37 protein-coding genes are annotated in these 24786 nt (G+C 47.4%); 3 read left to right on the plus strand and 34 right to left on the minus strand.

Annotation, left to right across the window (positions count from 1 at the left end):
* Nucleotides 1-9 precede the first annotated feature (9 nt).
* From ACESZP_RS01100 to ACESZP_RS01235, 28 genes are all read right to left on the minus strand, one after another.
* Complete coding sequence (locus ACESZP_RS01100) at nucleotides 10-1326, minus strand: terminase large subunit domain-containing protein (protein WP_499707760.1); 1317 nt, start codon at nucleotides 1324-1326, stop codon at nucleotides 10-12.
* A gap of 16 nt (nucleotides 1327-1342) precedes the next feature.
* Nucleotides 1343-1783, minus strand: coding sequence for a hypothetical protein (locus ACESZP_RS01105; RefSeq protein WP_499707761.1), 441 nt, complete (start codon nucleotides 1781-1783; stop codon nucleotides 1343-1345).
* 85 nt (nucleotides 1784-1868) lie between these two features.
* Nucleotides 1869-2099, minus strand: a complete 231-nt coding sequence (locus ACESZP_RS01110) for a hypothetical protein (protein ID WP_499707762.1) — start codon at nucleotides 2097-2099, stop codon at nucleotides 1869-1871.
* Nucleotides 2100-2124: 25 nt separating this feature from the next.
* A complete protein-coding gene (locus ACESZP_RS01115) occupies nucleotides 2125-2754 on the minus strand; it encodes a hypothetical protein (RefSeq protein WP_499707763.1) in 630 nt (209 codons plus the stop codon).
* A gap of 158 nt (nucleotides 2755-2912) precedes the next feature.
* Complete coding sequence (locus ACESZP_RS01120) at nucleotides 2913-3644, minus strand: GREB1-related protein (RefSeq protein WP_499707764.1); 732 nt, start codon at nucleotides 3642-3644, stop codon at nucleotides 2913-2915.
* Complete coding sequence (locus ACESZP_RS01125) at nucleotides 3619-4233, minus strand: ParB N-terminal domain-containing protein (protein WP_147600863.1); 615 nt, start codon at nucleotides 4231-4233, stop codon at nucleotides 3619-3621. Before ACESZP_RS01125 ends, ACESZP_RS01120 begins: the two co-directional genes overlap by 26 nt.
* Before the next feature lie 324 nt (nucleotides 4234-4557).
* Complete coding sequence (locus tag ACESZP_RS01130) at nucleotides 4558-5145, minus strand: hypothetical protein (RefSeq protein WP_499707765.1); 588 nt, start codon at nucleotides 5143-5145, stop codon at nucleotides 4558-4560.
* Between the two features lie 125 nt (nucleotides 5146-5270).
* Nucleotides 5271-5795 carry a hypothetical protein gene (locus ACESZP_RS01135; protein WP_499707766.1) on the minus strand — a complete coding sequence of 175 codons (525 nt, stop codon included), beginning with the start codon at nucleotides 5793-5795 and terminating at the stop codon, nucleotides 5271-5273.
* 2 nt (nucleotides 5796-5797) lie between these two features.
* On the minus strand, nucleotides 5798-6391 hold the full coding sequence (locus ACESZP_RS01140; protein ID WP_499707767.1) for an MT-A70 family methyltransferase: 594 nt from the start codon (nucleotides 6389-6391) through the stop codon (nucleotides 5798-5800).
* Nucleotides 6391-6657, minus strand: a complete 267-nt coding sequence (locus ACESZP_RS01145) for a hypothetical protein (RefSeq protein WP_499707768.1) — start codon at nucleotides 6655-6657, stop codon at nucleotides 6391-6393. Before ACESZP_RS01145 ends, ACESZP_RS01140 begins: the two co-directional genes overlap by 1 nt.
* 20 nt (nucleotides 6658-6677) lie before the next feature.
* Nucleotides 6678-7379 (minus strand): hypothetical protein, encoded by a 702-nt coding sequence (locus tag ACESZP_RS01150; protein ID WP_499707769.1) that lies wholly within the window; start codon nucleotides 7377-7379, stop codon nucleotides 6678-6680.
* Nucleotide 7380: 1 nt separating this feature from the next.
* Complete coding sequence (locus tag ACESZP_RS01155) at nucleotides 7381-7629, minus strand: hypothetical protein (protein ID WP_147600866.1); 249 nt, start codon at nucleotides 7627-7629, stop codon at nucleotides 7381-7383.
* Nucleotides 7622-8230: a hydrolase gene (locus ACESZP_RS01160; RefSeq protein WP_499707770.1), complete on the minus strand. Its 609-nt coding sequence runs from the start codon at nucleotides 8228-8230 to the stop codon at nucleotides 7622-7624. The genes ACESZP_RS01155 and ACESZP_RS01160 overlap by 8 nt, the downstream gene beginning before the upstream one ends.
* Nucleotides 8230-8751, minus strand: coding sequence for a hypothetical protein (locus ACESZP_RS01165; protein ID WP_499707771.1), 522 nt, complete (start codon nucleotides 8749-8751; stop codon nucleotides 8230-8232). Before ACESZP_RS01165 ends, ACESZP_RS01160 begins: the two co-directional genes overlap by 1 nt.
* Nucleotides 8744-9235 carry a RusA family crossover junction endodeoxyribonuclease gene (locus tag ACESZP_RS01170; RefSeq protein WP_499707772.1) on the minus strand — a complete coding sequence of 164 codons (492 nt, stop codon included), beginning with the start codon at nucleotides 9233-9235 and terminating at the stop codon, nucleotides 8744-8746. Before ACESZP_RS01170 ends, ACESZP_RS01165 begins: the two co-directional genes overlap by 8 nt.
* Nucleotides 9236-9239: 4 nt before the next feature.
* On the minus strand, nucleotides 9240-9383 hold the full coding sequence (locus ACESZP_RS01175; RefSeq protein ID WP_215678404.1) for a hypothetical protein: 144 nt from the start codon (nucleotides 9381-9383) through the stop codon (nucleotides 9240-9242).
* A gap of 11 nt (nucleotides 9384-9394) precedes the next feature.
* A complete protein-coding gene (locus ACESZP_RS01180; protein ID WP_147600869.1) occupies nucleotides 9395-9580 on the minus strand; it encodes a hypothetical protein in 186 nt (61 codons plus the stop codon).
* Between the two features lies 1 nt (nucleotide 9581).
* Nucleotides 9582-10451 carry an ATP-binding protein gene (locus ACESZP_RS01185; protein WP_499707773.1) on the minus strand — a complete coding sequence of 290 codons (870 nt, stop codon included), beginning with the start codon at nucleotides 10449-10451 and terminating at the stop codon, nucleotides 9582-9584.
* Nucleotides 10452-10462: 11 nt separating this feature from the next.
* Nucleotides 10463-11242, minus strand: coding sequence for an LvrA C-terminal domain-related protein (locus tag ACESZP_RS01190; RefSeq protein WP_499707774.1), 780 nt, complete (start codon nucleotides 11240-11242; stop codon nucleotides 10463-10465).
* A 33-nt stretch (nucleotides 11243-11275) separates the two neighbouring features.
* Nucleotides 11276-12079, minus strand: coding sequence for a PD-(D/E)XK nuclease-like domain-containing protein (locus ACESZP_RS01195; protein ID WP_499707775.1), 804 nt, complete (start codon nucleotides 12077-12079; stop codon nucleotides 11276-11278).
* A 3-nt stretch (nucleotides 12080-12082) separates the two neighbouring features.
* On the minus strand, nucleotides 12083-13030 hold the full coding sequence (locus ACESZP_RS01200) for a DUF1351 domain-containing protein (RefSeq protein ID WP_499707776.1): 948 nt from the start codon (nucleotides 13028-13030) through the stop codon (nucleotides 12083-12085).
* A gap of 12 nt (nucleotides 13031-13042) precedes the next feature.
* A complete protein-coding gene (locus ACESZP_RS01205) occupies nucleotides 13043-13978 on the minus strand; it encodes a recombinase RecT (protein WP_499707777.1) in 936 nt (311 codons plus the stop codon).
* Complete coding sequence (locus tag ACESZP_RS01210) at nucleotides 13924-14226, minus strand: hypothetical protein (RefSeq protein WP_499707778.1); 303 nt, start codon at nucleotides 14224-14226, stop codon at nucleotides 13924-13926. Before ACESZP_RS01210 ends, ACESZP_RS01205 begins: the two co-directional genes overlap by 55 nt.
* The gene (locus ACESZP_RS01215; protein ID WP_147600874.1) at nucleotides 14217-14405 is read right to left on the minus strand and encodes a hypothetical protein; all 189 of its coding nucleotides are present in this window, start codon (nucleotides 14403-14405) and stop codon (nucleotides 14217-14219) included. The genes ACESZP_RS01210 and ACESZP_RS01215 overlap by 10 nt, the downstream gene beginning before the upstream one ends.
* A 10-nt stretch (nucleotides 14406-14415) precedes the next feature.
* Nucleotides 14416-14991 carry a cell wall hydrolase gene (locus ACESZP_RS01220; protein WP_499707779.1) on the minus strand — a complete coding sequence of 192 codons (576 nt, stop codon included), beginning with the start codon at nucleotides 14989-14991 and terminating at the stop codon, nucleotides 14416-14418.
* Nucleotides 14981-15133 carry a hypothetical protein gene (locus ACESZP_RS01225; protein WP_215678426.1) on the minus strand — a complete coding sequence of 51 codons (153 nt, stop codon included), beginning with the start codon at nucleotides 15131-15133 and terminating at the stop codon, nucleotides 14981-14983. Before ACESZP_RS01225 ends, ACESZP_RS01220 begins: the two co-directional genes overlap by 11 nt.
* Nucleotides 15120-15632: a helix-turn-helix domain-containing protein gene (locus ACESZP_RS01230; RefSeq protein ID WP_499707780.1), complete on the minus strand. Its 513-nt coding sequence runs from the start codon at nucleotides 15630-15632 to the stop codon at nucleotides 15120-15122. The genes ACESZP_RS01225 and ACESZP_RS01230 overlap by 14 nt, the downstream gene beginning before the upstream one ends.
* A 41-nt stretch (nucleotides 15633-15673) precedes the next feature.
* Complete coding sequence (locus ACESZP_RS01235) at nucleotides 15674-15874, minus strand: helix-turn-helix domain-containing protein (RefSeq protein WP_147600877.1); 201 nt, start codon at nucleotides 15872-15874, stop codon at nucleotides 15674-15676.
* A 176-nt stretch (nucleotides 15875-16050) separates the two neighbouring features.
* Here ACESZP_RS01235 and ACESZP_RS01240 point away from each other — a divergent pair, with 176 nt between their 5' ends.
* The 3 genes from ACESZP_RS01240 to ACESZP_RS01250 all read left to right on the plus strand — a co-directional run bounded on the left by ACESZP_RS01240 (nucleotide 16051) and on the right by ACESZP_RS01250 (nucleotide 18406).
* On the plus strand, nucleotides 16051-16386 hold the full coding sequence (locus tag ACESZP_RS01240; protein WP_147600878.1) for a helix-turn-helix domain-containing protein: 336 nt from the start codon (nucleotides 16051-16053) through the stop codon (nucleotides 16384-16386).
* A gap of 66 nt (nucleotides 16387-16452) precedes the next feature.
* Nucleotides 16453-16635 carry a hypothetical protein gene (locus ACESZP_RS01245; protein ID WP_227338567.1) on the plus strand — a complete coding sequence of 61 codons (183 nt, stop codon included), beginning with the start codon at nucleotides 16453-16455 and terminating at the stop codon, nucleotides 16633-16635.
* An 88-nt stretch (nucleotides 16636-16723) separates the two neighbouring features.
* A complete protein-coding gene (locus ACESZP_RS01250; protein WP_499707781.1) occupies nucleotides 16724-18406 on the plus strand; it encodes a recombinase family protein in 1683 nt (560 codons plus the stop codon).
* A 64-nt stretch (nucleotides 18407-18470) separates the two neighbouring features.
* On the opposite strand, the gene ACESZP_RS01255 is transcribed toward ACESZP_RS01250, so the two are convergent.
* The 6 genes from ACESZP_RS01255 to pheT form a co-directional block, all read right to left on the minus strand.
* The gene (locus ACESZP_RS01255) at nucleotides 18471-18719 is read right to left on the minus strand and encodes a DUF2442 domain-containing protein (RefSeq protein ID WP_215678430.1); all 249 of its coding nucleotides are present in this window, start codon (nucleotides 18717-18719) and stop codon (nucleotides 18471-18473) included.
* A gap of 37 nt (nucleotides 18720-18756) precedes the next feature.
* Nucleotides 18757-19008, minus strand: a complete 252-nt coding sequence (locus ACESZP_RS01260) for a DUF4160 domain-containing protein (protein ID WP_215678432.1) — start codon at nucleotides 19006-19008, stop codon at nucleotides 18757-18759.
* A 109-nt stretch (nucleotides 19009-19117) separates the two neighbouring features.
* Nucleotides 19118-20143 (minus strand): tRNA preQ1(34) S-adenosylmethionine ribosyltransferase-isomerase QueA, encoded by a 1026-nt coding sequence (gene queA, locus ACESZP_RS01265; RefSeq protein ID WP_499707782.1) that lies wholly within the window; start codon nucleotides 20141-20143, stop codon nucleotides 19118-19120.
* 38 nt (nucleotides 20144-20181) lie between these two features.
* Complete coding sequence (locus ACESZP_RS01270; RefSeq protein ID WP_499707783.1) at nucleotides 20182-21114, minus strand: magnesium transporter CorA family protein; 933 nt, start codon at nucleotides 21112-21114, stop codon at nucleotides 20182-20184.
* Between the two features lie 104 nt (nucleotides 21115-21218).
* Nucleotides 21219-22181, minus strand: coding sequence for a Gfo/Idh/MocA family protein (locus tag ACESZP_RS01275; RefSeq protein WP_499707785.1), 963 nt, complete (start codon nucleotides 22179-22181; stop codon nucleotides 21219-21221).
* Between the two features lie 163 nt (nucleotides 22182-22344).
* Nucleotides 22345-24765, minus strand: a complete 2421-nt coding sequence (gene pheT, locus ACESZP_RS01280; protein ID WP_499707786.1) for a phenylalanine--tRNA ligase subunit beta — start codon at nucleotides 24763-24765, stop codon at nucleotides 22345-22347.
* Nucleotides 24766-24786 lie beyond the last annotated feature (21 nt).

The following is a 24786-nucleotide window of genomic DNA, read 5'->3' on the forward strand; positions in this document are numbered from 1 at the left end:
GCACACCTCCTATCCGGCTTTTGCTTTTATGAATTTCTTCCAGTCATGCTCATACGAATACTCGAAAGCATCCAGGCTGTCGATGTCGCTTGTGCCATCGTCCAGACGTTCCAGCTCGGTATTTTTAGGATTCCATACTGCCATGCTGAGAGCTTCCTGGAGTGATTCGCAATCCTCGGTATAATAAAACCGATCCTGAGCCGTTAGCGTTGTCAGTGTGAAAATACGGTTTGTGATCTGCTCTTTCCGGGAGTTATCAACCTTAATATCTCCCATCTGGTTTTTAATCAGGGCAGAACGTAGTCCCTGTTTCAAAACCTGTTCTGCAGAATCGCAATATACATGTGTGACCCTACCATAAGTGGCTTTTATCTTCTTGACAAATTCAACGAACATTCTGGCCAGATCGTCAGGGTCTGTTCCGTCTGCATCGTGCCACTCAGAAGCCAGGGCTATCAATTTCTCATATCCTCTGGTTGCGGTAGAAGCAACAAAAGCGTGACCGGATCCGTTTCCTCCGAAGTCAACGCCTATGTTAATATCCAATAACTGATTTTCCTTTTCCAGCTTTTTTACAGCCTCAACGGACATCAGGTATTTATTATCGCTTGCCGCTATGGAAGTAGCCAATTTGACGTAAATAAGACCCTCAGCAATGCTTCTTTTACCCTCTATATCCCGGATATACCAGATACTGCTCGGGTCGTACTGGCTGACAATCTCTCTTAGACGCTCTTTTGTGATGTTCACGTTCTCGAAGATATTAAAATGCTGGTAGTTATAACCTCCCAGCAACTCTCCCTTTTTAGCTTTCGCCTCGTAGACATCCAGGTAATTTGCGTAAATCGGAGCTTTTGGATGCTCTGGGTTCAAATCCCAGAAGATTTTACGGCGTTTTGCTGCCAACTGACGGTTGAAAGCCTCTTTTATGGTGTTGTCATGATGCAGATTGATCTCCGTGGCTATCCACATACCGTAGGAGTTACCACGAATTTTCTTGTAACTGTCGGAAGATTTCCCTCCGGCAAAAATGACTATCTTTTCTTTGTAACCCGTACTCGGGCCTTTAATTCTCAGACAGTCGTTGTCTTTATATTTGCTCCATCGGCACTGACCTCGGAAGATATACTCCAGACCGAAGCCGTTCGCATCACCGATATTCAGCTTTGCGTTTGCCATGGTGGAACCGGTGGCAAGGTGGATTTTATCGGGGCAGGTTTTAAGCTCATGTGCGAAAGCGTATACGTTATCAATGGTCTTTCCGGAACGAACAGCTCCCTCCAGGATGTTGTAAGTATTAAACTGACAGGCATAGATATAATCCATGTGTTTCTGACCGAACTTAAACGGTATCGTCTTTTTCTTCTTTACCGTCATATATCAGATCATCCACATCGCTTGTATCTTCTATTTCCTGGTTCATACCATTTGCCTTGTCCTTTTCATACTTGAACTGCCGTTCTTTCAGGTTCGTTTCCGGATTGTAACCAGCTGTATCTCTTAGAAACTCAGCCGCCCGGACATCCCCTGTCTGCATAGCCTTTTGAAAAACTCGTACCATGAGGGCCATCTGGTTTGTCATGTCCTCCTCCTCGAAGCCAAGCGTTTCCAGATTCTTGATTGTGTTTTCGCCAGTAACCGGCATATTCAAAAGCAACTTTGCAGCGTTTTTCATGTCTCTTTTTCGCCGCCTTGCCACTCCGGATGCCTTGCCGCCTTTCCGACCTGCCTCACTCGGTTCCCTCTCGCTTCCGAACTTCTTTAAGTTCTGTTCATTTGCCATCTCACCACCTACCAATTTACTACGAAAAAAGCATCCTCCCGTGTGTGAGAAGATGCTTTCATGCTCGCTTTATTTTGTTATGCGGTCAGGAACCAAATATCCGACATAAAACGGCTACCCCTCCGTCTATGCACTCCTGTGTGTTTTTGCCTATGCTCCGGTAGAAATCAGGATGAACCATGCACTCATACGCACGTACCATCGTGTCGCTCTGCTCTCTGGTTATTCCTAACCGGAAACCTTTTGCAATTCTCAGGGCATCTTTATAACGCCCCTGTCTTACCAGGCTACGTACCTGATCTGTTTTCTTTATCATGCTGGCTCCTCCTCTCTGCCTTTACTCAGGCGTAACTAAAATTTCCTTTGATTCCCTCCAGGTCGAAGAAAGACAACTGTTTGTACTGTAAGTCTGCCTCCTCCTCTCGCATGAAGTCCTCTTTTGTTTTTCCTGCCCTCTTGCCCTCCAGGGTGTGGCAGTCGTAAACATATTTCGGTATCTTACCGCCGTCCAGCTCCTGAAACTCCTCCAGGTTGATTTGCTTATCAATACCATGGTTCAGATCGTAAAGCTCTTTCTCGGTAAAATACTTTTTCAAATCTCCGGCTGACCGGTTCTTATCATCCATAGCCTCACATGCAAAGAAATCGGAATCTCTGCTCTTTGCGTGGTACAGCAAAATGGTAATTGCCTTTGCTATGAAAATCTTTGTCCGGTCATTTCCTTTCTTTCCTTTGTTCACTTCCTGGCTCGCCCAGTACAGAGCTAAGATTTCCTGGGTACATTCCCCGTAACAATCCTCTGCTGAGATTACCAGGGTTCTTTTCCAGAGATAATGCTCATAGCGGTCGAACAACTCATTTGCTGCGTAACCTGCCGCCTTTACATCGCATCTCCGGATTGCTTTCTGATAGAGACTGGACATCGTGAATAATGAATGTCCGTTCTTTGTGATTAACTGATTGTATGCCATATCTCATTCCTCCTACAAAATGATTGTCAAGCCTTGGTTTTCCCTTAACTTGAGCTTAACTTTAGCAGTTTTTCACATGATTTCAAGGCGAAAACAACCGATTTTTCGTCAAATCTGCCTTTTCAGCATCTTGTACATTTTCTGTACTTTCCGGTAACTTATCTTTTGACATTTATGCGGCTCTGGTTTGTTTTGAAATTGTGATCGTAATACTTACCCCACTTATTTTTCATATACTCAACCGTCTGGTTTAACGCCCTGGAGTTCTTATTCTCATTATTGCCGCCGGCGTTCTTGTCGTACTCATTCTGCATACCGAAGTAATCCGGAATGATGATGATCCGATTCTGCAACAGTTCCTGGAGAACAAAATCCGTGTCCTCTTTTATGTAGGTCATATTATCGAACCGGCTTTTCAGACACTCCTTATTGAACCAGCAGATTCCTCCGGTAATTCCTTTGAACAGGAACTCTGCATTGAACTTCCGGACATCCCCGGTCATGGTGCAGGAAGCAAACCCAAGCCTTAAATCGCTCAGAATCTGTGCTACCCTCTCAAACTCCATGTCGATAACGTCCTTGTCGGCGATTTCAACTTTGTTGTTCTTGCCCTTGTAGATCATCCGGGAAATATCATCATCGCACTGGATTACGATGTCCTCCGGCGTATTGTCAATAATCCACTGCCTTACTTTTGCCAGGCTGTTGATTTCTTCATCCGGAGCTGTAAGAATTTTCGTTATACCGGCTTCCCGGTATGCCGCTTCCTCTGATTCCCTGACTACATAGGTGCAATCATTCAGAACGTTCCAGGTCATGATCCGGTCGCTGCGTTTGTACGATGGAACATATATCCCAACGGTTTTACATGCTTGATAATCCTGATTCATGGTACCACACCGCCCTTGCTTTGATTTTCTTCTTATCGTTGATCTTAACCTTTGCACCGTCAATTCCCAGCCTACGGGTCAGCTCGTTATAATCCATTTCATTCTTGCAGACGATCATCACGTAATCATACTTCTCGTAATTCAGAAGCTCCATTTCCTTAATCTTCCGCTCCCCTGGGCTGCCCTCCTGCAAGTCCAGACCTAAATCCATGTTCAAATCAGCTGTCCAGTCTGCCAGCAAGTCCATATCCCACTCCCCGGCGTGGGTGTTGTCCTTAATGTTAATCGCCCTCAGCTCCGCCTCTGTATATCCTACCAGGCGTTTACATGTGACTTCCTGATCCGGGTTAATCTCATTTAGGATAGCGTGTCTCATGTTTCCGGCGATTACGTTGTCCTGTTCATCAATCAGAAAAAGACCAAAATCCCCGAACTGCTCCAGTGAGCGTTTCAGCTCCTCACGTTTCTTCTTTCCGATTTTTCTCGGATTACCGAAACCGGTTTTGATGTCTCCTACCCTCATTGTGACAACTTCAATTCTTTTTTCCGGCAAGTTTTCCGGTAAATTAGGGTTTTCAAATTCGCTCATTTAATTTCTCACCTCTTTCTGGATAAAACAAAAAGGACCATGCCGACCAGGCACAGCCCTTTTGTGGGAACTTTATTTTGTAGGAGTAGCTGTACTACATGCTTTCAGCTGTTCTCTATATCCAGGGTGGGGAAGCTGAAGCCGCCCCACCGGAGGGAATAAATGAGAAAACGTAATCTGTTTACCGGATCAGATTACGAACAGCTAGCAAGTAGAAACTTGCTTTTTACAAGATAACATTTGCTTAAAACAGTTTCAACGTAAATAAAACGTAAATGGTATACCTTTCTCGCTTTGTTATAGCCTCATGTAGCCTTTTCTCCACTACTCCCTGAGTATTCTTACCAGAATACCATCTAACCCAAAAATAAGGGCTGTCAAGTCCTCCCTGGCTGCTTTCGCATCATTCTGAATCGTGCGTACCTCCTCACACTCCATTTCAGCAATTTCCTTTGTGGTCTTTTTCTCCTCTGCCAGATACATGTTATAAACTACTCTGTACTGGCGTTGCTTTGTCTTGGAGGCGGAGCTTTCACAATTCTCACGGTAAACCTCCAGCATATTGTCCACATGAGTCATTAACATATTGACAGTAATAACGCCCCTTTTCAGATTGTGCAGTGTTTTATCATTATCAAAGATACCGAACTTTGTCAGAACCTCGATGTCTGCCATACCGTCATTGACCTTTTCCGCCTGTTCCAGTGTGTATACAGAATTTTTAGCATACGCTTTGAGCCATGTGTATTTCTCCAGGAGAACCTTGGTCTTGTAGAGCATCCGGTCTACTTTCCTCCTGGTAGACTGGCTCTGCTCTTTCTTGTATGCCTCCGCCCCGGCCTCGGATGCCTTTTTTATCATATCCTCCAGCTGAGCTTCTGTAATGCTGTATGTTTTACCGTTTTTCGCCATCTTGCTATACCTCCCATTTCACTCTTGACAATTTCCGCTTAGAGACTTACAATAGTCTCAACCGTTTCGTGGAGTTCAACAAGTGTCCTGGTGGCATGAGTTGGGCTCTCGTTTTTTATTCAGTTTTATTTCAGAAATCCAGGAGGAAACGGGAACGGAAATGGAATCCCGGCTCCTACTTCAAACGCTCCACAGTGAACATGTGCGATAGAGATATTCTTTTCTCTGGCAGCTCTTTCCAGGTTGTCCGGAATTTCCAGATCACCATCCACCATGATTACCGGCTCTTTTCCCTCTACAATTTTCTTTTCCAAGGTTTCCAGGTCACTTACAAAATCATCACCGAAAATCTTTCTCAGGATGTCCTTGCCATCTTCCGGCTTTTCCGTGTCTTTGCATTTTCCTGATGCGGTTTTTCCCCACGGTTCCCGTTTATTTCCGGTTTCCTTTTCCGGCTTCGGATTGCAAGGAGTTTTCTCTCCTCCGCACTCGCATACGTGCTGGCTTTCTTTCATCGCCTTAACTTCGATGTCGTCCATAATTTTAAGATGCTGCTCTACCGCATCCATTCTGATCGTTCCAAGTTCTCTACGCTGTGATTCTCTCAGCAGGTTTTCTTTCATCATGTACCACATTTTCTTATAATCCATGCTCATTTACTCCTTTTCAATTCTTTTCCCAGGCAGAGAAGTAATAGAATTACCCCCCCCTGGACTTCCAAGCCCCAGGCATCCCAGCCGCTTCTCTGTTCTCTTGCGAATAGTTCAATCATGGGACCATAGCTTACAGTCTCTATCATTTGCCGCATACGTTCCGGTTTCTGGCTGTGTTCTCTGCGAGCTTCCAGGAATCCGGTCACTCCTTGCTGGCGTTTCCCGTCTACAATCTTATACGGCAGTCTCTTTTTTGTGGTTCCGAACAGACAGTGTTCCGTCATTCCACGGTAATACTGCCCCAGACCAGCCCTGTCTTTCTGCCAGGTAATTGTCGTTACATACTGGAAGCCCCAAGCCTCCATGACTGCAAAGGCATCTTTCAGGTGGTTATTCGTAGCCCACAGGTAAAGGTGGCACCCGTCCGGGGCTATTAACTCCGGAACAGGCAGAGCGATGATCTCCGGTATTTTCATCAGCTGATAATGCCGGTCTGCTCCTCTCTTTATCTTTCCACCGCCTGTTTCCCACCACGGAGGGTCTGCGTATATGGTCTGGTATTTTCTGTCTGTGTTGAAAATATCTACAACCATTACTTTCTACCCCTCCGAAAATTATTTGCACTTTTGCATGTGGCAAAATGCGATATGTAACCGAATCCGTCCGCCGACTGTGCATCTATTCCGGTTACCCCGGTCACAACCTTTCCGGTCTGAGTAACAATTTTCTCTTTTCCGGTCGGGTCGATCTTGTAATTATGCAACGTAGGATCGCACGGCATATTCTTTCCTGCCTGAGTTTTTACCCAGATCACCATCGCACCACATCCGGCACATTTCCCGTAACTTCCGTTTGCCATATTACAGCCCTCCTCTCTGCTTATTCCTCCGGTTCTTCCGGATCCTCGTAGTCATATCCGGCGTTATCAGCTTCATTATCGCCATCAGGGAGCGTTCCCTGGTCTACGTCCGGTGTTTCTCCGTCCGTATCTGCATCCCCGGCGAAATCGCCCGTCTCGGCTTCTCCAGTGCCTACTTCTCTGTAGTCTCCGTCAATCGCATCACTGTCCTGGTCTGTCACATCCCCAGGAAGTGCACCCTCGTCCGCTACCGGACCTGCAATCTGCTTTACATCCAGGTAATCACGCTCCGGCGATGTCTCGATACCCTCCTGATCGGAGCCGCCGTTCATTTCTTCCTGGAAATCTTTATCAAAAATACTTCTCTGCTCTGTATTGGCTACATACTGGAGTACATATTTCTGCTGCTTATCATCCCAGACAAGCTCCATCTGAGGATTTTTATTGCCTTTCTGCTCGTCCTTTACCGTGATGGACGAAGATACCTTGTATGCAAACTGCGGAAGTCTTACGCACCGGCTTTCTCCCTTAATATCCGGATCATGGTTTGGAATGTACTCTGTCTGCATTGAAACGTCCATTTTTAGAGTGATAGAACCCTCGTTTGATTCTGTATCAATCATGCTGCGGAACAGTCTCTGCAATACCGTGTTAAATTTCTGCCTGGCATCCTCAAAGGTTTCATCCTCCAGGTACAGGTCTCTGATATTTTCCATGCTCATTTTACTTGTCCTCCTTTTTCTTGTAGTCCTGATTCAAATATGCTCTGACAACCTCTCTGCACCGTGGGTTTTCCTTGTCCCTTGTGTCCTCTCCGAAACAGTCTGCACACTGCTCCAGGGCGATACACTCCACACAGTTCAGCTCGTCCGTCAGCTCATCCACCGCTTCGTCCAGTGTGGTTCCTGCCGGAAGCACCTCCTCTGAAATCAGCATTTCCAGGTTTGACGGTGCTTCCTTTCTGCTACTCATTGTCACTCTCCATGAGGTAGGTGGCTTCCAGATCTGCTTCATGGATTGCCAGGCAGAGCGGATATTTCTTAATAGCTTCACCCAAAGTGCCGTAAAGCTCTTTCGGTTCCGAGAATCCCATGTGCCAGCGGATAGCGTATCTCTCAACCGGTTTCAGTTTGATATACTCCTCGATCATCATTACTGATTTTTCGCCGTGTCCGTATGGAACCTTATCATTGACGGTGTAAAACGGAACCTGGATCCACTTCCCGTTTTCGTCCTTTTTATTACGCATCTCCGTTGAGTAATAATAGGTCTTGCACAAATCGTGAAGCAGTGCTACCAGGATCAGACTTTCATCCTCTGTATTCTGCATGGTATCAGCCCACAATACCTGTGCTTCTGATTTTTTTCTCTGCAAGCAGTCATAAACCTGGAGTGTGTGGTACAAAAGTCCGCCCTCACAGGAACTGTGAAATCTGGTGGATGCCGGAGCCTTGTAAAAATCACTCTTGCGGATAAAATCCAGCAATCTGTCAATACCGTCTCTATGTACGGAGACAAGCAGCTCCTCAAAACGTTTGATATTCTCTGCCATCTGCTCTTTTGTAAATGCCATTACCTTGCCCTCCTCATTTTCTTATCAATCATTCTCTCGTATCTGGCTACGCCCTCCGGGTCAACCTCTTTTGCAACCTGGTAAAGCTCAAATAGCTTATTCTTCAGGATTTGCATTTCCAGGATATTCTTATAATCGTTCACATCCAAACGGAAGCGGATAGCCGACATTTGTTCCTGGATTCCACGGATTCTGATCTGCTGTGGTACTTCCTCCGGAAGATTCTTATATCTGTCTACCTCCTGTTTGGAAATCATGCGGCTTTCTTCCAGGAACCTTGTCATATTCTGGAGCAACCCGAATACCGCCCGGTGTTTCGGATGCTTCGGTAACCACATGCCACGAGGCACCAGCAACGCCATTTCCTGGTATGTCATGGGTGCGTTCTTGTTTGTATAACTGGCAACCGGCGGATTCTGCATCTTCTCCACCAGCTCAGCCTCTCTCTGTCTCTGCTCCTTGCTGTTTCCGGAATCCGGAGCTTTGCTGTTTCTTCCGAAAAACTCTTTTAATTTATCCATGAGCTTCACTTTTTACCTCCACCATCTTTATAATCACTTCCACCCTCGGATTTTCCGAGTAGAATTTTCTGCACTGGCAGTCAACAATCTGGGTATCATCCCGGTACGCTATCGTGTTCAGACTGTCGGCGATAACCTTAACCACGTTGTCCATATCTGGCTTCTTTGTGGGCCGTAGCAAGCCTTTTACCATCTGCTCCTTAATCTTCTTTGACTTGCTTTTCGGAATGCCGTAATAAGCCAAAATCCGCATATCCAGCATCGCATCATCCGGGAAACGGAAGTCCTGGCACTGCTCATGGTAGATACATTTCACCAGGTTCTCATAGATAACCGTCTTTTTCGGTGTAACATTGTTTACCATGGTGTTACGGACTTTCCCGGTTTTTTTGTCTTTGAAGCCGTTCGGGTTGTACATAACCTTTGTCTGTGGTCTGCCTTTCCCGGTAGGTTCTCCAGGGACAACAAATTTTACCTCGTCCACTTAATTACCTCCCTCTGCTTTCCGTTCTCCGCATCTGTCTGTTTTTTGACGGTACCAGACGAGAGCTTTGATTGAACTGCTTACCGTACCGGTTCATTCCAACGGCTTCTCCTGCCGCCTTGGTCTTTGAATATCTCGACTTACTCATGTGCTTCCCTCCTATCTGCTTGTATCAGCTGTTTCATCACACTCGGAAACTACCAGGTAATAATCCAGGGTCTTTCCCGTCTCTGTGCGTTTTCTTTTGGTCTGCCTCACAGCGTACCCGTTCTTAATCAGGATCTGGGCTACGTTCAGCCTGTCCTCCTGGTTGTAAATTCTTAACTCCGTTTCGCTTTTCGCCATTTTATCCCTCCATAAATTCTGCCATTCTGTCAAACCTCTGTGCTGCCGACTGCATGCGGAACGAATCTCCGGATATTTCCACCGGGTAGCACGTTTCCAGAATCCTGTCATAAATACGCTTGTAACGAATGTCTGTAGCATCCATCATTTCATCCAGAGACAGATTTGTTGTCAGAACCATCGGTTTTGATACCCTGGAACGGCTGTCGATGATGTTATAAACCTTTTCCAGAGCGTAGTCCGTGTTTCTCTCAGTACCCAGATCATCCAGGATCAGGAGCTTTGCACTGTTCAGCATCGCAATATACTCGGCTTCATCCTGCTTCTGGATATTCTGCAGTATCTTTACGAACGATGTCATTATGACGGAAGTGCTGCTGTCCAGAAGCTCATTTGCGATGCAGGCTGATGTAAAACTCTTTCCGGTACCTACCGGGCCATGGAAGATAAGCCCCTGGTTCTCGGAAAACATACGGTCGAACCGTTTTGAGTAATTCACTGCCAGCCGGTATGCTTTCTGGTTGTGGCTGTTTACCTGGTATTTTGAAAACCTTGCATCCCGGTATTTACTGTCCATCAGGGAAGCATCCCTCATTCTCTGGAGCCGCATCATTTCCTGTTGGTACTTTTCCTGCTCTTTTCTCCTGTTCTCAGCCTCAACCCGGCATTTACATAGGCATGATACAATTTTTTCTCCACCGTCACCGAATATTCCAGCCGGTATATTTAACCTTTTCTGCTTCGGTGTATGGCACTTTCCGCAATACACAAGCCCGTCCTGCCCTATGTAGTCTCCATCTTCCAGCTCCGGACTTCCATCTGGTATTAACCCGTTCATGCAGTCCGATACGGTTTTACTGATTTCTTCCATCTCGTTACCTCCTATCTCCTGAACGGGTTGCCTCCGGTTTCAGGTCTTTTCGTTTCAACCGGCTGTTCGTTCATTTTCGGGAGGAAATCGGCAAAAGGAACCGAATCTCCCAGGAACGTCTTTCCGTGTTTGATATACTGTTGCTCTGTTTTCTGCCGTCTGCACTGTTCCGCATAATTCATGGCTGCTGTCAGAAGCTCCTCCGGAGAATATCCGTCCTTGATACGGGCTTTATACTTCTTATAGCACTGCCCCTTATCTGCCTTTCTCGGATATGCCGCCCAGAATGTCTCAAAATCCTTGTCATACTTCGGTGTTTTCTTTTCTGCTTCCGGAGGAGTTTCTTGTTCTGGCGTATCGTTAGTTGTAACATCATCGGTAACGTTATTTTCTGCGTTTTCCTCTGCTTCCTGTCTCTTTCTCGCTTTGAACTTTGCCTGACGTTCTGCGTTGCTCTTTTTATCTTTGATGTACTTGTTGTAATAAGACCGCCATTCACTCCAGTCGTGGAAGTACAGCTCCCCGTCCACTTCATCAATCCAGTGATTCTGAATGAGGGTTTCAACAACCGTTTCAGCATCCAAACCCGGAGCCAGTCCAGGTTTTAACACATCCGCTATGTCGCTCCGATCAGCACTTACTATTAACCCGTCCATGCCGGCGTTGTCGATACCCCAGAGCCAAAGGAACACCAAAATCCCCATTGCTTCATTCTGCGAACATCCGATTGACTTGTAGAGGCTTCTCAGCTTTCCGCCTATCAATTTCTGGTCTACGCTAATCCATGCCACCTTGTTTCCACCACCATTCTTTCTGTAATCCGGCTAAATGCCTGCCGTTAAATCCAGGATGCCGATAGGGTGCCGCAACTTCTTTGTTCTGAGGCAGTAGTCGCAAACTCCGCATCTCTCCGGTTCTACCTTTCCACTTTTTACCTGCTTAATCCGGTCAATGTGATACTGTACCGTGTGCATAGCTTCCCGGAGGAAGTTTTCCTGCACATGGATAACCTCGATGTCCGTTGTCGGTTCCTTGGAGGCTGCCGCTATGTAGAACGGAAGCCTCTTTCCGGTATTCTGTCGAACTGTCTCCTGGTAAATTGCTCCCTGAGTGTCATACCCCCAGAAGCGGATAAAATCCAGATAGCCCAGATCCCGTACCCATTTCATTTTTTTAATACTCTCAACGATTTTTAAATCAGTGATTACAATATCTTTCAAGTAGGAATCTATCTTGATTTTCCACGGTATACCAAAAATCTCAGCCGTCATAATGACCTGTTTTTCGCCGGACATACACTGCATGAAATACTCGTCGCTCTCGATTCTCTGGATGATAGCATTTGCTTTCTTGTAATCCGCTTTCAGCTCGCCTTTCTGAGTAAAGATTTCCGGATTTTCACTCTTGAATCTATCCAGGCTTTCCGGACCCTCAAAATAGCTGTCCACATAGCTCCCGACCAGCAGAGCGGTTGTCTTTTCCTCCTGGTATTCTCCACGGAGTTTCGCCATGGCTCTTGCCTCACATCCGACCTGTCCGTATGTACCTGAGAAGTCCTTAAACTGGGAAACCGACATATATTCAAAATTAGCTTCCGGAGAATAATAATTTTCAGGTGTCAGAATCACGGCTTACACCTCCTCAAAAGAAGCACCGGTAAATCTGATATAGTCTTTAATCTTTGCGACCTGCTGTGGTGTTCCGGTAATTCTCAGTGTTGCAATCTGGCCTCCAGGGTACGCACGTTCCGGAACTTGTGCCTGTCTCATTTCTGCCGGTGCTGGAGAAGTTGGGATTCCCTGGGTAGAAACTGCCGTTTTTTCAACGCTTTCCGGCTGTACCATTTCCTGGGTATTTTCCGGAGTTGGTGCGGTCTGCTCCCTTGCCGCCTGTTCTGCAGCTGCTCTTTCTCTCGCTTCTCTTTCTTCCTGTTCACGTTTCTGCTGTTCGAGGATTCTCTGCTCCTGGGCGTTCAGCTCATTCATTTTGCGGATTGCATCCTGGAGAGTGAGAGACTTATAAAATACCTGGAGCATATCATTCTCGTATTTGCTCGCAAAGCTCTTGATCGTCTCAATATCTCCAACAATCAACTGAATACCGTTGTCGATGCCCTCTTTCCAGCTCTTTTTAGTAGCTGTCGCATTTTCCCATCTGCTGTCATAGATATGCTCGTGGGCTTTTTCCCAGATACATTCCGGGAGGGCACCTACTTTCTGTTTCCAGTAGGCATCAATCTCGGCTCTTGCCTTTTCCTTGCGGCGTTTCTCGTAATCCTGGACCTGTGTGTTGATAGCTGCGATAGGCTTATCAATCAGGGCAACCAGCTCTTTTGCCTGTTTCTCGATAACCCCATAGGGCTCCAGGCACTTCTCTTTCACTTCCTTACGTCTGTCCTCAATGGTTTTCGCCAATGCTCTCAGGGTGGCAACATCGGTTTTTGCCGACTTAATGGAATCATCGTCATATACCATACTGGTATACTCAGCAAGTGCCGCCTCCAGATTTGTCTTGATCTCCTCAAAATTCCATGTAACCTTTCCGGGTTCCTGTTTTACATTTACGCTAATCTCATTCATGCTCATTTCCTCCTATCTGAATGGCAACTCGTCCTCAATATCATCCGGTATCATAAAATCTTCCCCTACGGGCGGCTGTCCGTACTGCTGTTCCTCAAACTTCCGGAAATCTTCCAGATTGCTCTCCGGGATATTTCCGGCAGGTACCGGCTCTTTTTCCTGTGCATCTCTAACCTGGGCGAACACATCAACCGGTGTTCCATTATCCGGAAGTGCTGCCGGCGTGTTTCCTGGAAGTGCCGTATTTCTGAACTCTGCATCGCCGCCGTCCTCGTATGCTCGCATCTGCTCGATATTGTCAAAATCGAGGTCGATCAGCTTGCACAACCGTCTCAGCACTGTTTTCTTGTACATTTCTCCGGTGGAGCTTACCCACGCCTGGCTGTTTGCCGCCTTTGAGTACGTATTTCTAACATTCTCGATTTCTTCCTTGCCCATGGTGTCATACAGCATAGAACCGTCCTTGAATACCACAATCGCAAAAGCTCCGACCAGTGGCTTATTGGAGAACGGAAGTGGTTTGTAAACAACATTCTGTACTCCAGAATCTACCGATTCCTCGAAGAAGTCCCCCTCACGTACCACCTTTGCAAAAATGTCCTTGATCTCATTCTTGCTGTACCGCTTGCAGAGTTTGATTTCGCCTTTGTAATCTGTCTGGAACTTCATTTCTCCGCCATACGGAATTGCGTAACATTCCCCGTTGAAGAAATCCAGCCCCAGGAACGCTCCCTTTGCCAAGCAGATAGGGATTGACGTATAATCAATTTCCTGCAACTGCTTTTTCTTTTTGTTGTCCCGGAGCATATCCCGGATTACCGTAATACTGTTCAGGATAAATCTGTCCTGGTTAAAACCCTTGGGAAGTGCCCCTCTGTTTTCAGTGAGCTGCTTTAGCAATCCTTTCTGGATGCCGTCCAGCCAGTCTTTCGTTGTTGCTTGTGCCATGCTCTTTTTCCTCCTGTCTGAATATTTTTTTCTATCTCCATCGCCGCAAGGGTAACGGAGTTGATAGCTTTTCTTATAATCCATTCACGGATTACGTCCGGTAATAAATAAGGCATATAACTTTCGTCTTTTCCGGAAGATTTTGCTTTTCTTCTGGCATAGTTCACAGCCTCTGTGTATTCTTCATCATCCAGCCTGAATCCATCCGCCTCCAGCTCTGTCCGGATTTCCTGGTATTCTACAGCCACCGCTTTACCTCCTCCTTAATCTCCCGGCACAATGCCCTGAGAAGAAACATGAACGGCAAAACCGTCCACTCACTTCCTACCGCTATGTAGCCTCTCTCGTGATAAGCGTATCTGACTGCCAGTGCTGTCAAGATTATTCCGGCTGCCAGTATGAGCCAGTTTTTAATGATCCACTTCATGTCCTGCCTCCTATCTGTAAAACCTGTGGTTCCCCACCTGGTAAAGAAATTCCAGATTTCTACTATGCCAGCTTGCCCGGTCACAACTCTCGAAATACAAAGCACCTTTGCTTTCATCCCATCCGCTTTTCACAAGTTCCATAGCCTTATAGCAATCCTCATTCGGGGATGTTGTGTAATAACGTCCACCGTCCATCGTGACGGAGAACTGGTTTTTCTGGAAAACAACCTCTCCGATGCTGTCCGGGAATCCGTCACTCCATACCCTATTGAGTACCACCAACATTACAAGGGCTTTCCCCTCTGTGCTTTCTCCCTCAGCTTCCGCCATGGCGACTTTTAGGAGAATTTCTTCCTCGTCTGCATCCCAGTCCCGGCTATAAACAAGTCTGTCTGTTTCATCCGCTGTGATTGTTTCCGGTTCGACCGGCTCCTGGGTATCGGTTGCCATTGTGTTTTCCGAAGCAACAACTATCCTTTGAACGTGTGCCGTTTCATTCTCGGCAGTTATTCCTTTTACAGTAATTGCCAGGAATATCATGGAAGCCTCAACCGTCAGGATTTTTAGCGTTCCTTTACGAAGCATTTTCAACACCTACTTTCAGCGGAGTAACGAAAATTCCCAGATCAAGCTCCGGCTGGTTCTTAACCGCTTCTAACAGGTCGGCATCTGTTTCAATGCCAAATTCTTTTTTCATAACCTCTCTCAGTCTGTCAATAAGCTCCATAACCGTTCCCCCTTTCTGTGAATTTTTCTGCAAGCATCCTCAGCTCAGATATTGTCTTTGCCAGGTTGTCCAACGATTCAAGTATTGCATCCAGGCCTTTTCTTTCCTCGGCATCAATCTTTCCATCCGCCGCTATGGAAATAAGCCTCTTTTTCATTGCGTGGATTTCTTCATCATCCAGCCCGTTCAGAAGCCGCACCGTGATTCCTTGCAGACTGTCTATGTTTGTTGATACCGGCAAGCCTTTTCCTATAGGACATTCTTTCTTGCAATACATGTTCTTCAGTTCCGGAGCGTGGTAAAGGTCAGCCATCATAACCACCGTATCAACCGGTACGCTCTTGGTTATCCCCAACTCATGGTTTGCCAATGTGGACGGGGAAATTCCTAAAAGCTCCGCAGCACTTTCCCTACTATTCAGTTTTTCGTTGTACGATGCCGCCTTTTTCCTACAGGCGAAGTAAACATTTTCATTACAGTTTGTACAGTTACTCTCCATGTTCCCTAAACCTCCGTTACCGTATAATATCCTTAGACTTGTTATTCGCTATCCGCATCCGGTATTTGCAGATAGTCACTAATCTTTTTTACGGCAACTGGGCTGTATACCCTGCCATTAAGGACCGAAGAAACGTATGGTCTGGTCAATCCGAGGCTGCTTGCCAGTTCGTTGACCTCTAAATCCATGTCGATCATCTTCTTTTTTGCTTCCTTACACCAGGGAGACAACTTTTTTGCCATCCAGATACCCTCCTTTTCTTTACATTTGTGCGGTTTTCGATTAAAATGAAAGAGATTATGTTTTTGCGTTTGTTTTTCGTTCTCAAATTCATTTTACATTTGTTACTTTAGCTCATTTTAATGAGTTTGTCAATGCGATATTTTCATTTTTATGAGTTCTGTTTTGGGAGGATGCTATGTTTTACGATAATTTCAATGAGGTGTGCCGGCAAAAAGGCACCACAATAACAGGAGTGCTTAAAGCCCTGGGAAAGAGTACGGGTAGTACCGGCACCTGGCGAGAAGGCAAATTCCCTAAACTTGATACAGTCATGGAAATGGCAGAATTTTTGGGAGTTTCTCTGGATGAACTGGTTTACGGAAAAACTCAGTTTAATGCGTTGTCAGATTCAGAACGTGAATGGCTGGACATCATCGCTCACATTCCGGAGGAAAAACAGAAAATGTGCAAAGATTTCCTCCGCACCCACATGGTAGTCCCAGAGAAATACGCCGACCGTAAAAGGGGATAATAACCAACGAATATTTTGAATGGTTCAGGAATAACAAGAAAATACAGAAATGACGGAGGTGTGTTTATGGAGAACAATAAGCCCGTAATAGAGCTGCTGTTGAAAAGAGACGAGGATCCGGAAACCTTTGTCTTTGAATTGCAACGTCTCCTGATGTGCTACCAGGTAGCCAGCCGGGAAGATAGAAATGTGGTATGGGCGGCTCTAAACAAATATGCTGCTCAGGTAGATAAGATTAGCCCCGAATAGGGGCTTTTTCTGTTGGAGGGAATATATGAGTAGGACAACGAACAAAAGACCTGGAAGTGCCAAATCCGGACGTTCCAGGAAGCAAAAAGTGGCAATCTACATCAGGGTATCAACGCTGTACCAGGTGGACCGTGATTCTCTGCCGATGCAGAGGAAAGACCTGATCGCTTACGCCAGCCTGATTCTCGGTATAGAGGAATACGAGATATTCGAGGATGCCGGCTACTCTGGAAAGAACACTGACCGTCCGGCTTTTCAGGAAATGATGCAGAGGATCCGCAAGGGAGAATTTACCCATGTACTCGTCTGGAAGATAGACCGTATTTCCAGAAATCTTCTGGACTTTGCGGAAATGTACGAGGAATTGCAGGATCTCCGGGTTACTTTTGTCAGTAAGAACGAACAGTTTGACACTTCGACCGCTATCGGAGAAGCCATGCTGAAAATTATCCTGGTATTTGCAGAACTTGAACGTAACATGACCTCTGAGCGTGTCACAGCAACTATGATTTCCAGGGCGAACAGCGGTCTGTGGAACGGTGGCCGCATCCCTTTTGGATATGATTATGATCCGGATAAAACAGCGTTTTCCATCCGGGAGGACGAGGAAAAGGTCTGCCAAATGATAAAGAATGACTACATGGAGCATAAGTCGCTCGTACACACTTCCCGGATGCTCAATGCTTCCGGTTACAAAACAAGATCCGGTGTCGAGTGGTCTCCTACCGCTGTCTGGATCATTGTCTCCAGTCCGTTCTATGCCGGTATATATCGCTACAACCGATATAAAGGAACTGAGCGGCGTGTCGAAAATCCGGAGGACGAATGGATTATGATCCAGAACCACCACCCGGCAATCTTCTCTCTGGAGGAACATGAGAAAATGCTGGCCATACTGGACGAGAACTCACGCAACCGTAGGTCTGTAGGTCAGAGACACCAGACCGAACGTGTGCATATTTTCGGAGGCATTGCTTACTGTGGAAAATGTGGAAGCAAGATGGTTTCTACTCCTGGCAGACTTCATGTGAACGGTTATCGTCCAACAAATTACAGCTGTCCGAAGCACCGAAAGACCAAAGAATGTGATAACCCAACTGTGTCAGATACTCAGGTAGGGGAATTTGTCATAAACTATATTCTTAACATGCTGGGGGCAAAGAAAAAGTTCTCCACGATTGAGAATCCGGAGGACCTGGAACGCTGTCTCCTATACGGGAACACCTTTTCAGAGGTTGAACATATAGACAGCAACGGTCTGAATGAGTATTTTAATCTTCTCTCCAGGTATAGCTCCGATGATTCCTATACCTTTTCCGTCAAGAAGTCACGGAAGAAAAAAGCAGAGGTTGACCCGGAGGTGGAGGCTCTGAGAAAAGAGAAAGAAAAACAGGAACGTGCCATGAAAAGGCTCCAGGACCTCTATCTGTACTCCGATACCTCTATGTCGGAAAAAGATTTCATCATCCGGAAAACAGAAATTTCAAAACGCCTGGAGGAGATCAACGCCATGCTGGGTATGGTTGCCAAAAACAGCGAACCCTCTCTATCGGACGAGGAATTTGTCCGCCAGGCAAGCCACCTGTTAATCTCCAGGGAGCTGCAAAACAGGCAATACATATATTTCAAGAACCTGGCTCAGAACGTTTCCCCGGAAATTCTGAAAGCATACATGGAAACCGTCCTTGATTCCGTGCTGCTCGTGGACGGGCGTGTGTCCTCCATCGTGTTCCGGAACGGTCTGACCCACAAATTCAAATACAAATCGTGACCGGCGTAAATTCCGGCAGTAAAAAACCGGCAGGAACATTTCGCTCTTGCCGGTTTCTTTATCGCTATACGGTTATGCCATTATCCCACAGTTCCTCACTTGCCAGATCCAGCGTATCATCCCAGACTACGCCGTAGCCACAACAGCTTACTTCCGCTCTGCAGAACAGCTCTGGATTGTCTCTCATTTTCTCAAACTCCGGGATTTCATCAAACAGAGGTTTTACATCGTACCGCTTTACCACTCCACCCGTGAACTCTGCCTCCAGTATGAAATCTTCCAGCGGTGTTACTCTTTTCAGTACGCCATCCACAATACCACCTCCATCTATGCTGTGGCTACCAGCCCCTCTATTCGAGGGGAGGCAGCTTTTTGTTTAGTTGTTTGGTTTCCCACATTTCCAACAGTTCGTCTCGGTGTATCTCCCACCATTCCATAGCCATCTTATGGGCTCTTTTGGGGAGATTACCTGCAAGTACCCGTCCTGTCCTGATGTCGATTGATTCCATCTTTCCGCCGTATTCTGCGTGGAAGTGTGGCGGCTGATGGTCTTTATTGAACATCCTGATTGTGATACCGTAGAACGTTGATATTTCAGGCATTTCCGTAGCTCCTTTCCTTTTGATAACTTAACTTTAGCGTACAGAAAACCTTGTGTCAAACCTTATTTTGCTGATTTTTTATAAAGTTTACGTTTGTAACATTCCGGTGTCATTGTATAAACATGGCATCGCCGAAGCTGAAAAAACGATACCGCTCTCTCACTGCTTCCTCATATGCTTTCATAATCGTTTCTTTGTCTGCAAATGCAGACACCAGCATCAGCAAGGTGGATTCAGGCAGATGGAAGTTGGTGATCAGGGCGTCCATGATCTTGAAATGGTAGCCGGGGTAGATGAAGATTTCGGTCCAGCCGCTTCCTGCTTTCAGGATACCGTTTTCGTCCGTGGCGGATTCCAGGGTTCTGCAGCTGGTGGTGCCGACGCAAATGACGCGGCCACCGGCGGCTTTGGTATCGTTGATAAGCTTGGCCTGGTCTTCTTCTACCATATAGAATTCAGAGTGCATATGATGCTGGGTTACATCGTCCACCTTGACCGGACGGAAGGTACCAAGACCGACATGTAAGGTCACATGGGCCAGTTTTACGCCTTTGGCCCGGATCTGCTCCAGCAGCTCCGGTGTGAAATGGAGTCCTGCAGTGGGCGCCGCTGCAGATCCTTCATGCTTGGCGTAGACGGTCTGATAACGGTTCTTATCCTTTAACTGATGGGTGATATAAGGCGGCAGCGGCATCTGTCCAAGCTGATCCAAAATTTCCTCGAAGATGCCGTCGAACTCAAAACGGATCAGGCGGTTGCCTTCGTCTACCACGTCGATAACCTCCGCCTTCAGCAGGCCGTCGCCGAAATCAATACGCGTGCCGGGTCTGGCTTTCTTTCCGGGCTTTACCAGAGTCTCCCATACATTGTCGGCCTTACGCTTCAGGAGCAGTACTTCGATATGCGCGCCGGTGTCTTCTTTGACTCCCAGGAGACGGGCCGGTATAACTTTTGTGTTGTTAACCACCAGGCAGTCACCCGGGTTCAGGTAGTCGATGATGTCCCGGAAGATCTTGTGTTCGACACTGCCTGTCTTTTTATCCAGTACCATAAGCCGGGAGCTGCTGCGGTCCTCCAGCGGATCCTGGGCTATCAGCTCCTGGGGTAAATCGTAATAAAAATCGCTTGTTTTCATGCTGTAATTCCTGTCCTTTGAATAGATTTATATCATTTTTAGAACTTTCTCTTCTTAAACCAATACAAAATCGCGCCCACCACCACAATGCTCAGCACGATCACATACAGATATCCGAACCTCCACCCAAGCTCCGGCATATACTTGAAGTTCATGCCGTACCAGCCCACGATCAGAGTCAGCGGCTGGAAGATGATGGTCACCATGGTAAAAAGCTTCATGGTGTTGTTCAGGTTGTAGTTCAGGGTGGCATCCATGGCCTCCCGCAGATGAATCAGATTGTCACAGAGCAGCTGGGTGTTATTGCTGAGACGCTCGGATTTGTCTGTAAAAATCTTGAAATAACGCAGATCTTCTTCCTCGAACAAATCATTTTCATTCTCCTGCAGGGACTCTCCGATGTCGATGAGCTGCTCATAATAGTTCTTCAGAGTCGATAGGCGGTTTCGCAGATCGAAAATCTCCGTATTCAGCTCCGGATCCACCTTGCCGTTGACCACTTCACGCTCCATGGCAATGATTTGTCGTTCAGTCATGACCAGGCCGCGGTTGCCGCTGGACAGCAGGCGCTCCAGCACACCGTAGATCACCTTCTCCATGGTGGCATTCTGCCGGAAACGACCAATGGCGTCCAGGAACATCTGCCGGATACTGTCCTCTTTGTCAATGATCTTCACCACCACGAACAGATTTTTCTTGATGAAAAAACCGATACGGTTACGCCTGGTGCTTAAATTCAGGATATCCACGATATTGATCATACCGAAGCTGAACTCGTCGTATACATCCATACTGGTTCGGAAATGGGTGAAATCTGTCATACAGTCCTTGACCGCCACCTCTGAAAGTCCCAGCTCCTGATAGCAGCTTTTCAATTCATCCAGCGTCAGATAACCCACGCAGATATCATGGAAATCCAGCTGCTCCAGACTGATCTCCCGGATTTCTTTATTGTGAATCGAATAAAACATGTTGTCCCTCCCCGTATGTCCGTACACATTTTTCTATTCTACTGCTTTTTTCAGTCCGCGTAAAGCAGTTTCTGTTTCCCTTCCGCTCTTTTGCCATATATCAGTCAGGAACGGCTCCCCCGACGGGCTGCATCCAGGACCTTCATAACCCGCAGGCTGTGTTCCAGTCGTCTGTCCAGCTCCGCCTGGTTTTTATTTACATAGTATTCGGTAAATGCCGTCAGCTCCTCCGCGAAAATGCTGTCCCGGCGGGCCAGCTCGTAATGTATCGGCTCCTGCTTATTTTCCTGATAACTGAACTCTTCAAACCGACCGGAATTGGAATGGCTGAACATGCAGCCCTTATCACCCTCGATATTCACTGACAAAGGCGCGCCGCAGTCCTTGGCTGCCACACAGACACACTGGAACGTCGGATATTCCATAACCAGAATGCCTGACATGTCCACGCCCTTCTCCATATTCGGATAGTAATGAACTGCCTTAGGCTCGCCAAACAAGCCCACCACAAAATGAATATTGTATACATTCAGGTCCATCAGCGCGCCGCCTGCCTTGGCCGCATCGAATACCGGCGCGATGTTCCCCTGCTTGAATGCCTCATAGCGACTGGAATACTGGGAGAAATTCAGCTGCACAATCTTCACATCGCCCAGACCCGGAAGCAGCTCCCGAACCTTTTCATAGTTGGCATTGTACTGATTGGTAATAGCCTCAAAGAGAACCAGCCCCTTTGCCCGGGCCAGCTCTGCCAGTTTCTTCGCCTCTTCATAGGTCACCGTAAATGGTTTTTCCAGAATCACATGCTTCCCTGCCTCCAGGGCCTGCTTTGTGAAGCTGTAATGCAGGTGATTGGGCACCGGAAGATACAATACATCAATCGACTGATCCGCTAACAGCTTCTCATAACTGTCATAGGCCACCGGAACCTGATACTTCTCACAGATCTCCTTACGTTTTTCTTCTTTCCGTGCAAATAAAGCCCGCACTTCCATCTTCGGAATCAATTTTGCCGCCTCCAGAAACCAGGGCACCGTCATGCCTGCTCCTACAATACCAATCTGCATAAGTACTCCCTCCCGCATTTGTCTTATTTTTCGTCAATCATACGAGTATGTTGACTCTCTTTCGCTCATTATACCACGCCGCATTTATCCTGTCAGCCTAAAACAGGACACCGACCCCATTTTCCGGGGAATCGATGCCCTGTAAGTTTTTTACAGTATCAACTTACTGACGAAGCTCTGCCTTCAGACCCTCCAGGCCTTTCAGGATCCGCTTCATGGCTGCGGAAATATCACTCTCCTCCAGAGTCTTGTCCTTGCCGCGGAATACAATGGAGTAAGCCACAGACTTGTAGCCTTCCTTAATCTGGCTTCCCTCATAGATATCAAACAGCTTGAAGCTCTCTAAGTGGCTGCCGCCCTTCTGTTCAATGACCTCCTCAATCTGGCCTGCCAGCACATCCTTCGGGATGACCATGGAAATGTCACGGGTCACTGCCGGGAACTTGGCAATTCCCTCGTACTTGCGGTCAAAGGTGGCCATCTCAGTTACCACCGGCATATCCAGAACTGCCACATAAGCGCGCTCACCAATGCCGTAATTGTCAGCCACTACCGGATGGACCTCTCCCAGATAACCTACCAGCTTCTCATCATAGTAGATGTTTGCCTGGCGGCCCGGATGCAGATAATTCTTGCCTGCCTTCGGATCATAATGTACGCGATCACGCATACCTAATTTTTCAAAGAACTCCTCAATTACACCCTTCATATTGTAGAAGTCGCCGTCACCGTACATACCCAGAGTGAACTGCATCCGCTCATCCGGAAGCTCGCTAAGCGGAAGCTCCTTTGCAATGTAGATGTTGCCCAGCTCGTAGAGGCGCACGTTCTTGTTTCTGCGGTTGTAGTTGGTCGCCAGGGATGTCAGCATGCCGTTCATGGATGTGGTACGCATGATGCTGAAGTCCTCGCCCAGCGGGTTGGAGATCTTAATCGCCTGACGCATGGGATCATCTGCTTCAAGCAGCAGTTTGTCAAATACCTTCGGGCTCTCGAAGGAGTAGGTCATGCCCTGGGAGAAGCCGCAGAACTCCGCGATATCTCTGGCCACAGCCTCCACCCGAAGCTTGAACGGAAGCTTACCGGTGGTCGCCTCTCCTCTCGGAAGAGTGGTCGGGATATTGTCATAACCGAAGAAGCGTGCAACCTCCTCTGCCACGTCAGCCAGACGGTGAATATCCTGACGGAAGGTGGGCGCTACGATCTCGTTGGTCTTCTCATCGTAATCCAGCTCGACCAGCTTCAGGTAATCCAGCATCTGCTCCTTGGTCAGATCGGTTCCCAGCAAGGCGTTGATCTTGTCTGCGTCGAACTCCACTCTGGAAGGCTCACTCTTACCATTGTATACGTCTACCATGCCGTCTACCACTTCACCGGCGCCAAGCTCCTCGATAAGCTGGCAGGCACGGTCGATGGCAGCCTGTGCATTATTCGGATCCAGTCCCTTTTCGAACTTACCGGAAGCATCTGTACGAAGACCGATACGCTTTGCGGAAAGACGGATATTTACGCCATCGAAGCAGGCTGCCTCAAAGAGCATGGTCTTTACATTATCGGTAATCATGGAATTCTCGCCGCCCATGATACCTGCGATTCCCACAGCCTTCTCGCCGTCGCAGATCATCAGGACATTTTCATCCATGGTACGCTCCTGGCCGTCCAAAGTCACAAACTTCTCGCCTTCCTCTGCCCGGCGTACCAGGATCTGATGACCCGCGATGGTATCCAGATCGTAGGCATGCATGGGCTGGCCATACTCTTCCATTACATAATTGGTTATATCCACGATATTATTGATGGGACGGATGCCATTGACTGCCAGTCTGCGCTGCATCCACTGCGGTGAGGGAGCCAGCTTGATATTCTTGACCACTCTCGCACAATAACGGGGGCAGAGATCCGCATCCTTTACATCTACCTTGATATAATCATTGACATCTCCGCCGGAGCCCTTTACGGTTACCACAGGCGGTACAAACTTCTTCCGGAAGGTCGCTGCAGCCTCTCGGGCAATACCGATGACACTGTAGCAGTCCACACGGTTGGAGGTAATCTCGTACTCAAACACTACGTCGTCCAGACCCAGGGCGTGGATAGCGCTCTCGCCTACCACTGCGTCATCCGGGAAAATATAGATTCCGTATTCCGGCGCTTCCGGGTACATCTCCCGGCTCTGACCCAGCTCCTCGATGGAGCACATCATACCGTTGGACTCCACGCCACGAAGCTTTCCCTTCTTAATCTTGATTCCGCCCGGAGTCATCTTGCCATCATGTCCGCCGGCCACGCGGCCACCGTCCAGAACCACCGGAACCTTCTGTCCTTCCTTTACATTGGGGGCGCCTGTAACGATCTGAATCGGCTCTGCCTCTCCGATATTAACCTGGCATACTACCAGCTTATCCGCGTCCGGGTGCTGCTCAATCTTTACGATCTGACCAATGATGATATTTTCCAGATCTGCGTCCAGTCTGGTGAAGCCCTCCACCTTAGTTCCGGAAAGTGTCATCGCATCGGTGTATTCCTGGGCCGTCACATCCAGATCGGGCACATATGCTTTAATCCATGATAAAGATGTATCCATTTTGTTTTCCTCTCTTTCTAT

The sequence above is a fragment of the Candidatus Dorea massiliensis AP6 genome, from assembly GCF_964245105.1.
GTDB lineage: Bacteria > Bacillota > Clostridia > Lachnospirales > Lachnospiraceae > Laedolimicola > Laedolimicola intestinihominis.

What these genes read in the sequence shown, in the direction of transcription:
- ACESZP_RS01110 (WP_499707762.1), bottom strand. Translation starts at nt 2,099, where the DNA reads ATGATAAAGAAAACAGATCAGGTACGTAGCCTGGTAAGACAGGGGCGT.
- ACESZP_RS01275 (WP_499707785.1), bottom strand. Translation starts at nt 22,181, where the DNA reads ATGCAGATTGGTATTGTAGGAGCAGGCATGACGGTGCCCTGGTTTCTG.
- ACESZP_RS01200 (WP_499707776.1), bottom strand. Translation starts at nt 13,030, where the DNA reads ATGAATGAGATTAGCGTAAATGTAAAACAGGAACCCGGAAAGGTTACA.
- ACESZP_RS01105 (WP_499707761.1), bottom strand. Translation starts at nt 1,783, where the DNA reads ATGGCAAATGAACAGAACTTAAAGAAGTTCGGAAGCGAGAGGGAACCG.
- ACESZP_RS01240 (WP_147600878.1), top strand. Translation starts at nt 16,051, where the DNA reads ATGTTTTACGATAATTTCAATGAGGTGTGCCGGCAAAAAGGCACCACA.
- ACESZP_RS01215 (WP_147600874.1), bottom strand. Translation starts at nt 14,405, where the DNA reads ATGAAGTGGATCATTAAAAACTGGCTCATACTGGCAGCCGGAATAATC.
- ACESZP_RS01230 (WP_499707780.1), bottom strand. Translation starts at nt 15,632, where the DNA reads ATGGAGAGTAACTGTACAAACTGTAATGAAAATGTTTACTTCGCCTGT.
- ACESZP_RS01140 (WP_499707767.1), bottom strand. Translation starts at nt 6,391, where the DNA reads ATGGTTGTAGATATTTTCAACACAGACAGAAAATACCAGACCATATAC.
- ACESZP_RS01130 (WP_499707765.1), bottom strand. Translation starts at nt 5,145, where the DNA reads ATGGCGAAAAACGGTAAAACATACAGCATTACAGAAGCTCAGCTGGAG.
- ACESZP_RS01175 (WP_215678404.1), bottom strand. Translation starts at nt 9,383, where the DNA reads ATGAGTAAGTCGAGATATTCAAAGACCAAGGCGGCAGGAGAAGCCGTT.
- ACESZP_RS01225 (WP_215678426.1), bottom strand. Translation starts at nt 15,133, where the DNA reads ATGGAGCTTATTGACAGACTGAGAGAGGTTATGAAAAAAGAATTTGGC.
- queA (WP_499707782.1), bottom strand. Translation starts at nt 20,143, where the DNA reads ATGAAAACAAGCGATTTTTATTACGATTTACCCCAGGAGCTGATAGCC.
- ACESZP_RS01165 (WP_499707771.1), bottom strand. Translation starts at nt 8,751, where the DNA reads ATGGATAAATTAAAAGAGTTTTTCGGAAGAAACAGCAAAGCTCCGGAT.
- ACESZP_RS01125 (WP_147600863.1), bottom strand. Translation starts at nt 4,233, where the DNA reads ATGAGCGAATTTGAAAACCCTAATTTACCGGAAAACTTGCCGGAAAAA.
- ACESZP_RS01260 (WP_215678432.1), bottom strand. Translation starts at nt 19,008, where the DNA reads ATGCCTGAAATATCAACGTTCTACGGTATCACAATCAGGATGTTCAAT.
- ACESZP_RS01145 (WP_499707768.1), bottom strand. Translation starts at nt 6,657, where the DNA reads ATGGCAAACGGAAGTTACGGGAAATGTGCCGGATGTGGTGCGATGGTG.
- pheT (WP_499707786.1), bottom strand. Translation starts at nt 24,765, where the DNA reads ATGGATACATCTTTATCATGGATTAAAGCATATGTGCCCGATCTGGAT.
- ACESZP_RS01205 (WP_499707777.1), bottom strand. Translation starts at nt 13,978, where the DNA reads ATGGCACAAGCAACAACGAAAGACTGGCTGGACGGCATCCAGAAAGGA.
- ACESZP_RS01245 (WP_227338567.1), top strand. Translation starts at nt 16,453, where the DNA reads ATGGAGAACAATAAGCCCGTAATAGAGCTGCTGTTGAAAAGAGACGAG.
- ACESZP_RS01115 (WP_499707763.1), bottom strand. Translation starts at nt 2,754, where the DNA reads ATGGCATACAATCAGTTAATCACAAAGAACGGACATTCATTATTCACG.
- ACESZP_RS01160 (WP_499707770.1), bottom strand. Translation starts at nt 8,230, where the DNA reads ATGGCATTTACAAAAGAGCAGATGGCAGAGAATATCAAACGTTTTGAG.
- ACESZP_RS01120 (WP_499707764.1), bottom strand. Translation starts at nt 3,644, where the DNA reads ATGAATCAGGATTATCAAGCATGTAAAACCGTTGGGATATATGTTCCA.
- ACESZP_RS01155 (WP_147600866.1), bottom strand. Translation starts at nt 7,629, where the DNA reads ATGAGTAGCAGAAAGGAAGCACCGTCAAACCTGGAAATGCTGATTTCA.
- ACESZP_RS01150 (WP_499707769.1), bottom strand. Translation starts at nt 7,379, where the DNA reads ATGAGCATGGAAAATATCAGAGACCTGTACCTGGAGGATGAAACCTTT.
- ACESZP_RS01185 (WP_499707773.1), bottom strand. Translation starts at nt 10,451, where the DNA reads ATGGAAGAAATCAGTAAAACCGTATCGGACTGCATGAACGGGTTAATA.
- ACESZP_RS01235 (WP_147600877.1), bottom strand. Translation starts at nt 15,874, where the DNA reads ATGGCAAAAAAGTTGTCTCCCTGGTGTAAGGAAGCAAAAAAGAAGATG.
- ACESZP_RS01135 (WP_499707766.1), bottom strand. Translation starts at nt 5,795, where the DNA reads ATGGATTATAAGAAAATGTGGTACATGATGAAAGAAAACCTGCTGAGA.
- ACESZP_RS01100 (WP_499707760.1), bottom strand. Translation starts at nt 1,326, where the DNA reads ATGGATTATATCTATGCCTGTCAGTTTAATACTTACAACATCCTGGAG.
- ACESZP_RS01180 (WP_147600869.1), bottom strand. Translation starts at nt 9,580, where the DNA reads ATGGCGAAAAGCGAAACGGAGTTAAGAATTTACAACCAGGAGGACAGG.
- ACESZP_RS01220 (WP_499707779.1), bottom strand. Translation starts at nt 14,991, where the DNA reads ATGCTTCGTAAAGGAACGCTAAAAATCCTGACGGTTGAGGCTTCCATG.
- ACESZP_RS01270 (WP_499707783.1), bottom strand. Translation starts at nt 21,114, where the DNA reads ATGTTTTATTCGATTCACAATAAAGAAATCCGGGAGATCAGTCTGGAG.